The sequence below is a fragment of the Pseudomonas sp. CAM1A genome (genome assembly GCF_047501685.1).
Lineage (GTDB): Bacteria > Pseudomonadota > Gammaproteobacteria > Pseudomonadales > Pseudomonadaceae > Aquipseudomonas.
In genome coordinates, this window is sequence record NZ_JBFNXP010000009.1 from 245627 (window position 1) to 261460 (window position 15834).

Sequence of the window (15834 nt, forward strand, 5' to 3'; positions counted from 1 at the left end):
AACGCGGGTCAGTACTGCAGCGCAGTGCTGTGCGGCTCCAGGGCGCCGTAGTCGTTGATCGACTCCCAGTGCACCTGCGCAGCGCCATTGAAACCGGCGGGCAGGCCCTTGATGCGCATCTGGCGGTTGCCGTGCGGGCCGACCATGGCCGACTCGACGGTATACTCCTGCTGGTTGGCCGTTACCCGCACCTGGGCCAGCGACACATGGAAGGCCGAGTCGTTGCTGGCTGCCAGCATGGGTGTGGTGCCGTCCCAGCGCAGTTGCCAACGCAGCTGGCGGGCGGCCTCGTTGGCGCTGCCGGGCAGGCCGGCGGGGCGGTAGAACAGTTTCAGGCGCTGGCGAAAGGCAACCTGCAGGCTGTTGTCGGTGACCGACACCTGGGGGATTTCCTGGATGCTCAGCCACACCACCGACTCGCGGTCGCTGGCCAGGCCCTTGCCTTGGTAGAAGATGCGCAGCGTCTGCTGCTTGCGATGGCTCAGGCGGGCCAGCGAGGGGGTGACGGCAAAGGGTACCTCGGCCTGGCTGTGGCCGGGTTCGGCCTCGACCCAGGACTGGATCATGATGTCCTCGGCACCCTGGTTGCTGACCTGGATGGCCGCCTCGCGGTCGCTGGCCGGGAAGATGATGCGGGTGCCACTGACCTGAATGCCGGCCAGGCAGGCCCCGGACGGCACCGACAGTGCCAGCAGCGCGCACAGGCGCAACAGCAATCCTGGTTTCATGGAAGGCTCGAAAGATCTGATGGACGAATGAATGAAAGCGCGAGGGTGCAGCGCACCCCCGCGGTGCTGCCTTACTCGTAGGTCAGGGTGAACGGCAGGGTGCCTTCGGCGGTACCCGGGACGATCTCCTCACCGTTTGCCACGTACGAGGCACGCATGTTCAGGGCGGCGGAGTACTTGGCCTCGGCGCCTTCGCCGGACACGGTCAGCGGTGCGCTGTAGGCTTCGTTGGCCGAGAGGTTGATCAACTTGCTGTTCTGGTCGTACATGCCGATGCCCACGCCTTTGGCGCTGCCGGTGGTCTTCAGCAGGTTGTTGTTGCGCGGGTCGACGCCGGAGCCGGACATCGGGTCGAAGCCGAACTTGACGGTGGTCAGGTTGGTGGCGGTGTTGCCGCAGTCCAGGTTCAGGTTGATCGAGGTACCGGCGGCCAGGCCGGCCTCGGCCGAGCCGCCCAGGGCGTCCACACTGACCTTGCCCAGGTTGACGTCGACGATCTGCTGGCCCTGGCTGCCGCCGACCGAGGAACCGGCGCCTGCGGAGGCTACGCAGGAGGCGGCGGTGATTTCACCGGTGAATTTGATGGTGCCGTCCGCAGCCAGGGCGGTGTTGGCCAGCAGGCAGGCAGCCGAGGTCAGCATCAGGTACTGGATTGCTTTCATTGAGGAGTCATTCCTTGCGAGGTTTTTTCGGGCAGATAGCGCCGTGATTCAGCGCAAGGAAATTCTAGGAAAGGAGGTGGCGCAGATGAACGAGAAGATTCTCGGAAGGCGCCAAGGGGCTTCTGCAAATGGCCGTCGGTTGGCATCTGTTGGCCGATCACACGGAGGGTGCTCTGGTCAATGAACACAATGTTCGCCGTGGATACCAACCACGGGCTACCTGACCGGGCAGCCACGATTTTTCTCCCAGAGAAATAATCAATTTGCTGAAACGAAATTCTTCGGTAGCAGCTGCAGAAAAGTAGACAGCGAGAAGAATAGAGCGCTCGTATCCATTTGATGCATATGGATAACTCAACTAAATGCTTATTTAGTTGAGTTAAGATTCAGGTTTATCAAAAACCGGGCAGGGCGATTGTACGCATTGTAGGCAGCCATCGACTCACATGGCCCTGCCAAAACCCAAAGGAATGAGACACCAGCATGCGTGGATTCAGCGTAGTACCCCTGTTGTTTTTCCCCATGATCGCCTGGGGCGACTGCACGGAGCACCTGCAAACCTGGGCCCGGGACCTGCATCCAACCTTGACGCTCGCCAGCGAGTTTGCGGTGTGCAAGGCCAATCCTGCGGATGCCAGCCAGGTACTTGCAGCCTTGCCTTTTATGGTTAACGTCGATGAAGACGGGCATGGCGATTACGGGCTGGATGTTCTGGTAGCCGATGCCGCCAGCGGCAAGGTCATTGCTCACAGCTACCAAAACACCGCGATCGCGTCTGATGCAGTGCGGTTTTCAGGCCTGAGCCTGGACACGGCACGCTATCAGGTTGCACCCGGGCTGCGGGCATTTGGCGTGCGGATCAGCCATACAGGCTCATCACGGGTCAATCCGTTCAGCAGTGAAACCCTGAATCTATATGCGAGCGATGGTTCATCGCTGCGCCAGATCATGGGGCATCTTGTTGTAAGCGGGAGCAATGGCGAATGGGATGGTTTCTGCACCGGTGAGTTCGGCGAGACAAAGCGGACGCTGGCGATTGGCAAACCTGGCAAGAATGGATTTGCCCGATTGCGGGTTACCGAGGTTTCGACTGGGAGGCAGGCGGTTCTCAAGGGCGAGGATGACTGTGAGGAGTTCGAGGCCAAGTCGACGACGAAGACGTTCAGCCTGGATTATGACGGCGGTCGGTATGGCGTGCCGAAGGAATTGATGTACCAGTAAGCAGGGTTGGTCACGAGGGCCTTGGTGGAGGCTGAAATCTGGCCTCCCTCTGGGGAGGACGCTCAATACGAACCTGCGCATAATGTATATTATGTTAAATTGCGTATTATGGGAGGTGACCTTCTGAGTCGATCACCTGTGGTTTGCGTTTGCCAGATCACGCTCGAGCTGCCGGCTCCATCTCGACAACTACGCAGCGTCCGTTCGTGCGTACCTTCTGCACCAGTCGAGCCCTGTTGATGAATACATCGATCTGGCAGCTGCCTGAGTGCTGCACCTCTTCCCAGGTCACGAATTAGCTTCGCGCAGCTATGCGCTCTGATTGCTGGATTGCCGGCTTGGGCAAGGCCATGCGAAAGCTTTCACGATACTGCTCCGCCGGCGCTTCATGGGTTACCTCGACAACCGCATCGTAATTTTCCCGGATGATCCTCTCGATCTCTGCAATCTCAGCTCGGAAGAACTCTTTCCGCCCGTTGACCTTGTTAAGCCGGCCAGATGCGAAATGCTCGTGGAGTTTCGCTTCCAATGCTGGAGCGTTGTTCGAGAACACCATTGCATGTACGTCGAACCAGAACGGTACTGACGCATCACCCAGCTCATCAACCCGATCCATAGGCTCCAGGCGGCGAGTCATGCCAATCTTGTAAATCCCTTCCCCGAATGCCCCCAGGTTGGAGATCACATACACATACCCAGCTTTGGCATTCTGCTCACGGTAATCAATGAGCTTTTCTTCGCTTTCAAGCTCGGCTCGACCTGCCTCAACCTGGGCCAACTTCACCAGCAGCGCTGAGCGCTCCTCATCAGATTGCACCTGCTCAAGGCGAACCTGAAGGTCACGCATTGCGGTCGTGAAGTGTTTCCGCTCCTTGGCAATTTTCTCTCGGGCCGCGCGAATTTCCTGCTCAAGCTTCTGCTGCTCTCGAAGCTCTTCACGAGCGCGTTTGGCCTCTTCCTTTTCCTCTTGCTTCTTGATCTGGAATTCATGAGCAAGGTGCAGTTCATCGAGCTTGAGATCGAGATAGATTCCAGATATCTCTACGCTCATGATCTTGCCTAGTCGATTGCAAGCTTCAAACGATTTGAGAATTCGCTTTTCACCTAGCTCGACATTGTCAAATTTAACGTTTGACACGCAGGCATCGGCTTCGTTGTTGAATGAACGAATCACCAATTTGATCATGTCGTTTACGAGCTTACGACCTTGGGTTTGGCTGTTGTTCACCGTCCAGTTCATGTTGCCGGTGGCTGCCTGCCCGTTCTTGATCTGGACTTTTTGACGATCACGAATATGATCCAATCGAGCCTTGTACTCCTGGCTGGTTGTCAGCTTGAACTTAGGTTCGTAGAGAGCAAAGCTTTCGAGGAGCAACGTCTCTTCCCATACGAGTATCTGCCCCTGCAGATCAGTGGACCGCTGTGCAAGTGCAGCCAACTCCCTCTCTGAACGTTGGATTTCCTCGCGTACACCTGCCAGCCTCGCTTGCTCTTGTTCAATCAGCCTCTGGATATCCACTACATCCATGGCGCCAATTTTCGTAACGAGCTCTTGCAACTGCGAATGCTGTACCAGAAGCTCCGCAAGCTGTGCTTCTAGAGCTTCAGCACGCTGTCGGTGAGCCGGGCCTTTCAGATAGTCGCTAAACGACATGGGTTCCTTCCTCGTATTGAGTCGAATGCATAGACTGAAGAAGCACGAGGTAGGTATCGCAACGCCCTACAACGATTTGCCGTGCAAAGCCCAAATGGCACGGGCTCAATGCACCTCTTCTCTGCCGAGAATGAGCGTAACCGGAGTGAAATCATAAAGCCATCACGAAGTCAGCAGTGTCCGATGCCTCGCTCTGCCTGGGGAAAAAGCTATTTGCATTCACACCGTGAACGGGCCGGACGCCTTGAGCGGCGCATGTCTGCTTGAGAGCGTCGCGGTCGGTGTGGGAGCCGGCTTGCCGGCGATGGGCCGCAACGCGGCCCCGGGGTCTAACAGTCTGACGCCAGCCAGAGCGGCCACCGCATTCCTACTCAGCCCTCCGACCCACCATCAACCCATGATTCACATCTTGGGCCAGCGCCTTGGCCATGCCACTGAGGTAATGCACCGCCGTCAGCAACGTCGGTAGATGATCCGTCTCCGCCATCGCCAGATCGCTGATCTTGTGTACCGCACACATCAGCACGGTTGCCTGCTCAACCGCATGGTCCATTGAATGGCCCGCCACAACACGGAACAGCGGGTCTTGACCGCCCTCCTCTCCAGCCTCGCCGAAATGCCCGACGCCGGTGGTTGCGACTTTCCTGATGCGCGGGGTTTGCAATTCCTTATCCATACCATTCCTCCTGCGGCCCCGCGAACGGCGCGGGGCCTGATCGGTGAACATTAGTGCGAGCCCAGGCTCGCCGGATCAATGCCGGGACTGCACGCGACTCAGCGCCACTTCCACCAAGGTGCGGGCGCTGTCAATTTCGTGCATGGCGGCGAGAGTCAGGACCTGGCCTGGAGGTTTGGCGTGGAGCAGAACAGTCTGCTGGCTGACGGTCAGGGCACAGACGAGGTATTCGGAGATCTGGACCAGGAGGTCTTCGAGGGTGTGGGTGGTGTATTTGTCGTGTAGCGGTGGGTCAGGAACGATCTTTAGCATGGTTACACTCCTTCATCGGGATTGAACCGCCAAGATCCTGCTGTCAAACAGAATGGTGGCAGCGGTACGTGGGTTGACAGACCGAGGATGAAGGAACCCGGCGCACACGGGGTGCCCCACGTACAGCCGCCATAAGCGACAACGTGCAATCCTTCTATCAGCTACGGCCTGTCAAAGCCGTGTCGCAGGTTTGGTAGCGACTTGGCGAGACTAGATGGCTGATGGGACTGCTGCAATGGGCTGTAAGGCGGTGGAAGTATGTTTCGGAAATGGACTACAGAGAAGAGGGAAAATCCGATTCAGAACAAATATTTAGTTTCAGCCAACCCGAATTCCACCACAGTTTTTGGTCCATTGAGCTTGAGGTGTAACCGTTTGAACATCTAGTTGAAGGTTCCTTGGCTTGGCCAGTCTCGAAGTCGCCCAGTACGCCGATGCATGGTGAAAAATCAGCGACTATTTCCCATTCTGCGCCGGCAACTTCGTATCGTTTGGGGATGGCAGAATTCTTCTATCTAAAAAGCGAAGACTATAAGACAATCAGGGTTTCAGAGTCCCCGGCGAGGTTTCAAAATTTTTTCATACAGAACCTAGAAACTCGGTTGCTCTCCGATCTAGCGGAAACTGCTAATTAGATTGCGCACGCTTTAAATCCCGAAGAAACTCTATCTTCTCCTTTAGTCTGAACTGCAAACCTTTAACCTGTTCTTCCGTTATCCATTTCGCCCCTAGTTTTACACCGCTGGCCTTTAGGCAAGCACTCAAAAAATCTCTTTCCTCCTCAGTAGGTGTCCGACCAAACATCTTGGCAGCTGCCATGTCGATTATTTCTGCCTCCCCAGCGGAGTAGCCACCATAAGAGTAGACATCTTCCGGATGCAAGTAGTCAAGCTCTACAATTACTTCGCTTTCGGAGTTGCTAAATTCATCGATGCCGTATTCAATGTTTGGCACTTGCGCCCTATACCTTTTAATCGCCGCACAGAAATCCTTAGACGAAAATAATCTATAGATATTCAGTACTGTTCTTCCCCTGTCAGGAAGTATTTTGAATACAACCCCTTGCCATCCGACAGGAGGAACACCACCATCAAAAGCTTTGGCGATAGCTGAGTCTAGCGTCCAAGAGGATATTTTCTCGCTCAATGATTGCTCACCTAGGAGCTGCCAAATACTAGACTTCCCTAATGCAACGCGACGATAAACAGGAGCCTCTCGAATTTTGAATTCAACGGGAAGATTTGTAGCAGCCTTGTCTACGAGTAACGCTACATCGGCGCTCGGAGTAATCATCCACCTATTCACTGCCATTACTAAATCAAGCGAAAAGCATTCATCAATTTCCATATATATCGCACTCGCACCGCATGAAAAAAATCAAAATAATAAACTCACCACGCACTTTAGAAATCATGCTCAGCCCCTTGTCACTCATGCTGTAAAAGTCAAGATGCATAAGTACCTGTCGGATCGTACAGGCGCACTGTGAACAGACCCTTTGTCAGTTTATTGTCATCAGTAATGAATGTAAAACTGTACGTGATAGAAGCGCCTCCATAATGCAACTATGACCTCAATCATGGCAAGGTCCTAGTGAAATTTTTCCTCATTAAGAACTGAGGCTACAGCTTCCGACGCAGAAGGCAGTCTTTCCTGTGAGCGCGATATGAATAGACTCATCGCTATGGCTGTTGCGGCTATCATCTGGGGCTGTCAGGAGATCGGTTTTTTTCCGCTCGTAGTTAGACCGCTAATTCTCGATCTTTGGAGATCGTCCGACAAACTCAACCTGCACCGCTCGTACCAGGTGGAGTAGTCCTTGGAACGTGAAGTGGGTAGCAAACTGAAGGAATTCCTTGGTCTACGGTTTAAGCGTGTGAACATAGCTGGAACTCACGCCGTAGAGGTTTTGCAGAGCAGCCTCGTCTCACAGTCCCGAAGCCCTTCTCACTCCCCCACTTTTCACAACCCTGCCTAATGGCTCTGAGGATGTTGAGCACCTGCTGATCAGACGACGTCCCTGATTTCCGCATCCGACGGTTCAGTAGCATTTGGAGCTACCAGGTCGAGATTGCCCTGCTCCTGGGTAGACAGTACCTTGGCCAGAAGCGTGTCTGTCGTGAGATTGTCGTACCTGTCCTCCAGGGTTTTCCGTAAGCGCATTAGGCGAAGGTTGGCTGTGCTCACCAAAGTGCCGTAGGTGGTAGCCCTGACTTGACCGTAGTTACGAGATTCATCACCCACTGTCTTGGAGGTACTCACTCCGGGGGCGATCGACTGGCCAACTACCCAAGCTGTGATGAATGGAGAGCCATTGACGTAGCCCGATGCGGCTATGTCCTGAACATACCCGTCGGCCTGGTTGACCTCCTTACGATTGAGTTTGAAGCCACCTTTCTTGAGCTCGATCAGCAGGATGTTTTGCATTTGGGCGATTGATGCGTCCTGAGGATCGAACTGTTCAATACCCACCAGTTGGGCAGTAGCTCGATCTGGCAACACCACGATGTCAGGACGCTTCCGCTCGTTGATGAACGAAGCTTCCCCGTCCCCCCAGAGCTGCTTCGCCACACTTTTCAGGGTCATGTTCGAGCAGTACTCCATGGACTCGAACTCTGGCCCGAACAACCAACGAGACCGCAGTATCAACGGATGCAGCGTATGAAGTTCATCCGTCTCAGGATCGTCTGCAAGCCTGGTGATCGCTTCGATGACGCTGAGCCGGCCATCAATCTCATCTAGCACACGCAAGGCGTCCTTGACTGACCAATCGGCCAAGAGAGAGTCCAAGCCCTCAATGTCCGTCGCGGGAAGGTTGGACAGCTTTTGAAGCAGCGATGCCCCGCTCTTGGATTTCTCTAGGTTGATCACAGCTTTCACTGCCGTGGCGAGGAAGTCCGGGGACACCATAGGGTGAGCCTGGGCCACTGCTTTCGTGAAGGCAGTGACTTCGAGTTGGGCGCCGTGCCCCAGCGATTTGAGCTCTGACCGATTCTGTACCAATGCATCTTCTGTGGTGGCTTCCACAACCTCAGCCGCCAACTCATCCGCCACCTGGCCAATGCACTCTGCGGCAGCCTTGTACAGCTCCTCGACAGCGGGCGTTGACTGAAACCCTGTCCAGTCCTGAATCACATGCCCTTCAAAGCCTTGGGTATCTACGATGACCTTGTAGCGTTTGGCGAACCTTGTGCGACCATCGAAGTTCGCTACCTGGCCGATAACCCACGAGGGGTTGCCGACGAGCCGGTGCTCAACCCAGAACGCTACGCCTTGGTGGATGGAGGAATGGTTCTGCTGTGTGGAGTCGATAACGATGACTTTTGCTGTGCGACCATCACTCAACTTCAAGCTATGCGAGCGAGCATGTTGCTCAAGCTTGGCGAGCGTCAGCGGTGTGCCATTGACTCTAATTTGGAAACTCGGGTCATGAATGAACCTTGCGGCCAGAACCGTGATTATTTCATTCACATCCGGCATCTTGCGGGTGACCGACACGGTCAACCGCGTGCCTGAGCCTTCTCGCTCACCAAACTCCTCGGAGCGCACCACAAAAGGACTGGGCCCAGATTCGGTACCCACGATGAAGGTGCTGAGCTTGCCATCGCGCCAGGTTTCTACTTGGTACTGGTCACCAAAGCAAAGTAGGCCATGCCGACCGACCCCATTGCGGCCATATGCTTTCCTGGATTTGCCGTTCTTTCCCTTGGGAAATTCAACCTTGAAGCTCTGATGCTTGAGACGGTTGTACCGAAGCGTCATCCAACGTTTGCTGAACTGCTGAGCTGTCATTCCGTGACCGTCATCAACCACGGTCAGCGTCCCGCCTGGTTCAGTGGGTAAAACCAAGTCGACCCTGCTCGCACCGGCATCCCAGGCATTGGCCACCAGCTCGGTGAGAGCCACCTGCGGCACGTGCGCGACGGGGCCCAATTCTCGGAGAAGATAGTCCTCTTCAAACAATGACAGATGACGGGTTTGGTCGGACATCGATTCCCTCCATGGATTGGTGCGCCCTGGCCAATTGCCAGACGACAGCAGATGTGAGCAATCCTACCTGATTGGCTTGCTGAGCTAAATCTGGGAAGATCACTTTCCGAGTGCACCCAAATCAGCGATCACGCAGTGCCGTACTCACCGCTTTTGAGTACCGTAAACCGACCTAGTTAACATTTCGGAAAGTGGTTAACAGCACCGCAACTTATAGGCTCGGAAGGTTGGCCGGGGCCTACACGCCTGACTAATTAAAATCACTGCCAGGACAGGGATTGCACGAGCATGCAATCGGGCCAACCACCATGCCGTCATCCAAATTCTGGCTATGATTCAGAGTGGAGCAGCATTGGGCTGCTCAGCATTCAGGAACGCAGCGTATGGCAAGGATTCGTCGACTTCAGATCGAGAATTTCCGTTCAATTCAAAGCTTGGATTGGACTCCTGCCCCGGGGTTCAATTGCCTGGTTGGCCCTGGCGACAGCGGGAAGTCCAGCATTCTCGACGCTATCGACCTCTGCATGGGCGCCCGTCGTAACGTGTCGTTCGGCGACACTGATTTCTACCAGTTGGATGTTACCCGCCCGATCCTGATCACGGCGACCATAGGCGACCTACCCGATGATCTGATCAATCTGGATAGCTACGGTGATTTCTTACGGGGCTTCGACCCTGTCAGTCGAACATTGGAAGACGAACCGCGCTTTGATATTGAAACCGTCTTGACGCTACAGCTCAAGGTAGAGAGTGACCTAGAGCCTCTCTGGCGCCTTTACTCTGAGCGTGCACACCAAGAGGAGATTGAGCGCAACCTTACTTGGAAGGATCGTGCTCGCATCTCACCAGTTCGCATTGGCAGCTACGCCAATATCAATTTATCCTGGAGTCGCAACTCCATTCTCAACCGGCTCACTGATTATCGGCCTGCCCTGGGCGGTGCGCTGGCAGCAGCGGCGCGAGATGCCCGCAACAGCTTCGGCGTACAAGTCGGCGCGCAGCTTCAACAGCCACTTCAAATCGTCACGCAGACCGCCATACAGCTAGGGGTTCCAGTTGGCGCATTCACCCAGGCCTTGCTGGACGCGCATTCAGTCTCAATTGGTGATGGCGCCATTGCCTTACACAACGAGCAAAGTGTTCCTCTGCGATCATTGGGTACGGGATCATCTCGTCTACTAGTTGCTGGGCTGCAGCGCCAAGCAGCCCAGGCTGCGTCCATCGCTTTGGTTGACGAGGTGGAGTTCGGTCTAGAACCGCACCGGTTGATCCGTTTCATGGATTCTCTTGGCGCCAAAAACAATCCTGAGCCGCTGCAGGTGTTTCTGACTACCCACTCCCCAGTCGCTCTGCGAGAACTTTCAGGTCATCAACTCTTCGTCGTTCGCTCACTCGCCGATCACCATGAGGTACACCAGGCCGGCATCACCGATGACGTTCAAAGCACACTTCGAGCAGATCCTGAGGCATTTTTGGCTAGGCGCGTGGTGGTGTGCGAGGGAGCCAGCGAGGTGGGACTGATGCGTGGGCTGGATCAGTACTGGGGCACATTGGGTTATCCCTCTTTCCTGGCCCTCGGTGGAGCATATGTCAACGTCAATGGAGGCAATCCCGACAGGGCCTACCAGCGCGGCTCCGCACTGCTAAGCCTTGGCTATCAAGTGCTCGTCATTGTCGATGCAGACAAGCCTGTGACCCCTGAAGTCCAGAATGCTTTCCTGGCTGCCGGTGGGCAGTCTGCGACTTGGGGACAGCAGAGGGCTCTAGAAGACGAGCTGTTCGCAAGTTTGCCGGATCATGCTGTTGATCGGCTGGTTGACCTGGCGATTGAAGTACGGGATCGTGACCTAGTAGCTAGCCACATTCGCGATCGCTCTCAGAATGCATTGAATCTTGAGGCGATCCAAGGGTTTCGGGAACGAGGTATTCCTTACGCTCCACCCACGCGAACATCATTGGGCCTGGCGTCTCGCATCCGCAATAATGGCTGGTTCAAGTCAGTGACAACATACGAGTTCATTGCCAAGAACATCATCGGCCCTGAACTGAATGCTTCTCACCAAAGCCTGCAAGCGACCATCAATTGGATCGAGGGCTGGATACATGCCGCCTGAGATCGCACTGTTCGATTTTCCTAGGGGATCAATAACCGCGCCGGCAGGCTGCGGCAAGACCCAGCTGATCACAGATACCTTGGCTCAGCACAGCGGCCCCAAGCCCATTTTGATCCTCACACATACCAACGCCGGAGTTACTGCCCTCCGCGCACGGATGGCTCGAGCCAGAGTAGCGCCGACCTCATTTCGAATAGCCACGCTTGATGGCTTCACCATGAAACTCATCAGCAAGTTCCCAGGCAGAAGTGGGCACAATCCTGCGATCATGCAACTGACTAATCGGGCCGCTGACTACCCGGCCATTCGCTCAGCAGCCCTCGGACTACTGAGGGCCAGACATCTTGATCAGGTATTGCGGTCGACCTATTCGCATGTGCTGGTCGACGAATACCAAGATTGCAACCAGACGCAGCACGCCATCGTCACCTGCTTGGCAGGGACATTGCCCACGTATGTCTTGGGCGACCCAATGCAATCGATATTCGACATCGCCCAAAACAGGTTAGTCGACTGGAATACCGAGGTTCTTCCGCGGTTCCCCGCTTTAGGAGCGTTGGCCACGCCATGGCGATGGCGAATCGCAGGAGCGGAGAACTTAGGGCTATGGCTACTGCACGTCCGGCAGCAACTACAAGCTGGACAGCCCATTGATCTCGCCGCAGTGCCACCTGAAGTTGAATGTGTGCAGATCCATGCAGCGACCGCCGATGCGCAGCGACGAGCTGCTGCTATGACACCTCTGCGCCAAGGGGAGACTGCGCTCATCATCGGCGACTCAAGAAACGTCAGTGGCCGGCAGCGCCTGACAAGCCAAACACCCGGCGCAACCACGGTTGAGGCTGTTGATCTGCCCGATCTCATCACTTTCGCTCAGCAATTCCAACTCACCGGGCCAGCGGCGCTGTCTCAAATAGCGAACTTCGCCGGGAATGTGATGACCGGTGTCGGCGTCAACCCCTTCCTTGCACGAGTCGAGACGATTCGCAATGCTCGCAACCGTACCCCGCCCACGGTCGCAGAGTCCGTGGCCGTAAACTTTCTCGTAGAGCCAACCTACCCAAGGGTGATAGATCTCTTACAGCGACTTTCCGAGCAGCAGGACTGTCGCGTGTACCGGCCTGAGATTCTTCGCTGCTGTATCGCCGCATTACGGATTGCAGCTTCTAGAACCCACTCATTCCATGAAGCCGCTATCCAGATCCGCGAACGCAACCGACTTCAGGGTCGACCTCTTTCTCGCAGGGCAGTTGGCAGCACGTTGCTGCTGAAGGGGCTAGAAGCGGATGTAGCGGTGATCTTGGAGCCTGAGGAGATGAATGCCAGGAATCTCTACGTTGCGATGACGAGAGGCGCTAGACGACTCGTCATCTGCAGTCAGAACCAATTCCTCGGACACCGAAGATAGATCAGAGTGGACGCCGACCGGCAGTCAGAAATGCCTCAAGTCATTACCCCACACATCATCTCCTCCGACTGAGCTTCACGACTCTGTGTCGTCGCTACACTGCCGGATAAAATGGATCATGTCGCAGGAAGTGGTGTAACTGAAGCAGCCGAAGGCCCCTTGCGGGCGGAAGTACGATGGTCGGTGCTGGCAGAACTGGCCGACAGCACCAGCGCCGCTACTAAGATATTTTCGCAATACAGTGCGCAGCTACTGCCAGCGCTATGTACCCTGCTGCGCAATTTGCCAGCCCAAGGTTAACTTCCTACCTCGGGCGCCCGAAAGGCTCGGCTGTAATAGCCGGACGAATCAAAACAGCAAACCGCCTTCTTACCGGTCGCAAGCATATCGCACGCATCCCCAATTCGCTTTTCACGCGTCTTGAGTTGCTTCGCTGAAGTAATCCAGTGGATCCAGTCCACCCGCGCAAGGGTCGTCGTAGTGTTCCAAACCTTTCGAGCCTCAGGTGTGGCTGCCAGGGCTTCCTCGAAATCCACTGGAATATCGGGCTCGGGCTCCTTCTTCACAGGGACGAGTTCGAGGGTAACGATATCGCCAACAGCCACACCTGCCGCGTCGAGTAAATCGCTACTGACCCTCAGCCAATGGCTCAACTGGCCATCGGGCTCAAGGGTTGCCCGGAAAGGATGCCCATTGATCGTGCCGTCAACGGACGTCCTTCCCCGCCTCGGTAGCCGTTCACTCGCGTCCCTTGGAAGCACTACGAACGCCCACAACCTACCCTCCCCGGGCTTTGCCGGACGAAGAAGCTTGGCTTCGAATCGAGACCTCGCATCCTCTGTTGTCATGGCAGGTTCTCCAACCGTGCGCTTACTTGACCAGCAACTCGTCCAGCGCCTGCTCAAGGGTGCTGACCGTACGCTCGAGATTGTGCAGCTTTTCCAGCCCGAACAGGCCGATACGGAAGGTCTGGAAGTCGGCCGGTTCGTCGCATTGCAACGGCACGCCGGCGGCAATCTGCAGGCCGAGGCTGGCAAACTTCTTACCACTCTTGATATCGGCATCATCGGTATAGCTCACCACCACGCCAGGCGCCTGAAAGCCTGCCGCAGCTACGCTCTTGATCCCTTTGCGGGTCATCATTGCGCGCACCCGATCCCCCAGGGCCTGTTGTTCGTCGCAGACCTTGTCGAAACCGTAGGCCTGCGTCTCTTTCATCACTTCATTGAAGCGCGCGAGGGCATCGCTGGGCATGGTCGCATGGTAGGCGTGGCCGCCCTGCTCATAGGCCTGCATGATCTGGAGCCACTTCTTCAAGTCGCAGGCGAAGCTGGTGCTTTGCGTCGATTCGATGCGCTCCAGGGCCAACGCGCTGAGCATCACCAGGGCGCAGCAAGGTGAGGCGCTCCAGCCTTTCTGTGGCGCGCTGATCAGCAGGTCGACCGCGCATTTGTGCATATCAACCCAGATCGCGCCTGAGGCGATGCAGTCCAGCACGAACAGGCCACCCACAGCATGCACGGCGTCGCCCACGGCCCGCAGGTAGTCATCGGGCAGGATGATCCCTGATGACGTTTCAACGTGGGGGGCGAAGACAATCTGCGGTTTCTGCGACTCGATGGCCGCCAACACTTCTTCCAGGGGGGCCGGGGCGTAGGCAGCCTGGCGCCCCGCTTCAACCGGGCGGGCTTTCAGCACCGTTGTGGCCGCCGGGATGTTGCCCATTTCAAGAATCTGGCTCCAGCGATAACTGAACCAGCCGTTGCGTAGCACCAGGCATTGCTGGCCGGTGGCAAACTGCCGTGCCACCGCTTCCATGCCGAATGTGCCACTGCCGGGAACCACTGCGACTGCCTGGGCGTTGTAGACCTGCTTCAGGGTGGCTGAAATGTTCTTCATCACGCCTTGGAACGACTGGGACATGTGGTTAAGCGAGCGGTCCGTGTAGACCACCGAGTACTCGACCAGGCCCTCGGGATCGATACCGGGGTATATCTTTGACATGGTGCAGCTCCTTTGGCTCAGAATGCTTGCAGTGCGCCTTCAGACGATCGGATAACGCTTGAACAGGTCAGTCGCTTCCAGCCGTGCCGTATGGGCCTTGAGGGCCGGGAAGTCGTCGGCCTTGACCACCTCTGGCAGCATCAGTTGCATGAACGACCAGGCCACGGCAGCGGTAAGCGCAGCCTGGTCTGGACGTTCGCTTCGCGATGGTGATGCAGCCCAGCGCTTGTCCAGCTCGGTGCAGGCCGCCAGCAATTGCCCGGTGACGCGCTCGACCCACGGCAGGTGAAGCTTTTCCGCCGGGCGTAGCTTGTTCTCATAGACGATCTGCACGGCTTTTTCGCACGCCGCCAGGGCCAGCCCCAAGGTGCTGAAGGCAGCGGCCAACGCCTGCGGCTGCTGTGGCAACAATCTGCTGGCGGGGCCGCTGAGGGACTCGAAATAGTCGATGATCAGCGTCGAGTCCATAAGTAGCGAGCCATCGTCCAGCACCAGCGTCGGTGCCTTGACCACCGGATTGATCCGGGAGAATGCCTCGAACGTGCTGAATACCGACAACGGATCGTGCTCGAATCTCACGCCGAGCAGATCCAGTGAGATCGCCACACGGCGTACATAAGGCGAGTCCAGCATGCCAATGAGTTTCATCCATTACCCTCCTTAGCTAATTGAACGAATTGTCATCATAGAACCATTCCCTTGACCCACACGCAAAACTCCTTGTCCCACCCACCCCTTTTTCCCATCCCCAACCCAAAATCCGCCCTTTCACGAGGTCGTCAAGCAAGCCATCACCTTGTTCAAAACCGGCAGACTGACGAGGGGCCGCCATCAGGTCGATTGCCTGTTCAGCCGCATGGTCCATCGATGGCCCGCTACAACCCGGAACAACGGGTATTGAGCGCCCCGCCGAAATGTCCGACACCGGTGGTGGCGTGCTTGCTGGTGTGTGGGTTTGCAATTCCTTATCCATACCATTCGCCAGGCCGGTGCCGGGCTTGCACGCGGCTCAGCGCCACTTCCATCAGGGTGCGGGCGCTGTCGATCTCGTGCATGGCGGCGAGA

The 15834-nt window shown here is 56.3% G+C and carries 14 protein-coding genes; 3 read left to right on the forward strand and 11 right to left on the reverse strand.

What is annotated here, in order from left to right; genetic code table 11:
* Positions 1 to 8: 8 nt before the first annotated feature.
* Both ABZO33_RS20815 and ABZO33_RS20820 read right to left on the reverse strand, forming a co-directional pair.
* Positions 9 to 728, reverse strand: a complete 720-nt coding sequence (locus ABZO33_RS20815) for a molecular chaperone (protein WP_414537550.1) — start codon at positions 726 to 728, stop codon at positions 9 to 11.
* 71 nt (positions 729 to 799) lie between these two features.
* Positions 800 to 1390: a fimbrial protein gene (locus tag ABZO33_RS20820; RefSeq protein ID WP_414537551.1), complete on the reverse strand. Its 591-nt coding sequence runs from the start codon at positions 1388 to 1390 to the stop codon at positions 800 to 802.
* A 483-nt stretch (positions 1391 to 1873) separates the two neighbouring features.
* Between ABZO33_RS20820 and ABZO33_RS20825 the strand changes: the two genes are divergently transcribed.
* On the forward strand, positions 1874 to 2611 hold the full coding sequence (locus ABZO33_RS20825) for a hypothetical protein (RefSeq protein WP_414537552.1): 738 nt from the start codon (positions 1874 to 1876) through the stop codon (positions 2609 to 2611).
* A gap of 295 nt (positions 2612 to 2906) precedes the next feature.
* On the opposite strand, the gene ABZO33_RS20830 is transcribed toward ABZO33_RS20825, so the two are convergent.
* From ABZO33_RS20830 to ABZO33_RS20850, 5 genes are all read right to left on the reverse strand, one after another.
* The gene (locus ABZO33_RS20830) at positions 2907 to 4265 is read right to left on the reverse strand and encodes a DUF4041 domain-containing protein (protein ID WP_414537553.1); all 1359 of its coding nucleotides are present in this window, start codon (positions 4263 to 4265) and stop codon (positions 2907 to 2909) included.
* 367 nt (positions 4266 to 4632) lie between these two features.
* On the reverse strand, positions 4633 to 4941 hold the full coding sequence (locus ABZO33_RS20835; RefSeq protein ID WP_414537554.1) for a DUF3077 domain-containing protein: 309 nt from the start codon (positions 4939 to 4941) through the stop codon (positions 4633 to 4635).
* 75 nt (positions 4942 to 5016) lie between these two features.
* Positions 5017 to 5253: a hypothetical protein gene (locus ABZO33_RS20840; RefSeq protein WP_028688843.1), complete on the reverse strand. Its 237-nt coding sequence runs from the start codon at positions 5251 to 5253 to the stop codon at positions 5017 to 5019.
* Positions 5254 to 5880: 627 nt separating this feature from the next.
* Positions 5881 to 6600: a hypothetical protein gene (locus ABZO33_RS20845; RefSeq protein ID WP_414537555.1), complete on the reverse strand. Its 720-nt coding sequence runs from the start codon at positions 6598 to 6600 to the stop codon at positions 5881 to 5883.
* A gap of 660 nt (positions 6601 to 7260) precedes the next feature.
* Positions 7261 to 9243: an ATP-binding protein gene (locus tag ABZO33_RS20850; protein ID WP_414537556.1), complete on the reverse strand. Its 1983-nt coding sequence runs from the start codon at positions 9241 to 9243 to the stop codon at positions 7261 to 7263.
* 383 nt (positions 9244 to 9626) lie between these two features.
* Here ABZO33_RS20850 and ABZO33_RS20855 point away from each other — a divergent pair, with 383 nt between their 5' ends.
* Both ABZO33_RS20855 and ABZO33_RS20860 read left to right on the forward strand, forming a co-directional pair.
* Positions 9627 to 11357 carry an ATP-dependent nuclease gene (locus ABZO33_RS20855; RefSeq protein ID WP_414537557.1) on the forward strand — a complete coding sequence of 577 codons (1731 nt, stop codon included), beginning with the start codon at positions 9627 to 9629 and terminating at the stop codon, positions 11355 to 11357.
* Positions 11347 to 12765 carry a UvrD-helicase domain-containing protein gene (locus ABZO33_RS20860; RefSeq protein WP_414537558.1) on the forward strand — a complete coding sequence of 473 codons (1419 nt, stop codon included), beginning with the start codon at positions 11347 to 11349 and terminating at the stop codon, positions 12763 to 12765. The genes ABZO33_RS20855 and ABZO33_RS20860 overlap by 11 nt, the downstream gene beginning before the upstream one ends.
* Before the next feature lie 296 nt (positions 12766 to 13061).
* Here the strand turns inward: ABZO33_RS20860 and ABZO33_RS20865 are convergent, their stop codons facing one another.
* From ABZO33_RS20865 to ABZO33_RS20880, 4 genes are read right to left on the reverse strand one after another with little or no spacing between them, the layout of a single operon-like run.
* On the reverse strand, positions 13062 to 13613 hold the full coding sequence (locus ABZO33_RS20865) for a YdeI/OmpD-associated family protein (protein WP_414537559.1): 552 nt from the start codon (positions 13611 to 13613) through the stop codon (positions 13062 to 13064).
* A gap of 22 nt (positions 13614 to 13635) precedes the next feature.
* A complete protein-coding gene (locus ABZO33_RS20870; protein ID WP_414537560.1) occupies positions 13636 to 14769 on the reverse strand; it encodes an alanine--glyoxylate aminotransferase family protein in 1134 nt (377 codons plus the stop codon).
* Between the two features lie 39 nt (positions 14770 to 14808).
* The gene (locus ABZO33_RS20875; protein WP_414537561.1) at positions 14809 to 15417 is read right to left on the reverse strand and encodes a glutathione S-transferase; all 609 of its coding nucleotides are present in this window, start codon (positions 15415 to 15417) and stop codon (positions 14809 to 14811) included.
* 16 nt (positions 15418 to 15433) lie between these two features.
* Positions 15434 to 15742 (reverse strand): hypothetical protein, encoded by a 309-nt coding sequence (locus ABZO33_RS20880; RefSeq protein ID WP_414537562.1) that lies wholly within the window; start codon positions 15740 to 15742, stop codon positions 15434 to 15436.
* Positions 15743 to 15834: the final 92 nt, after the last annotated feature.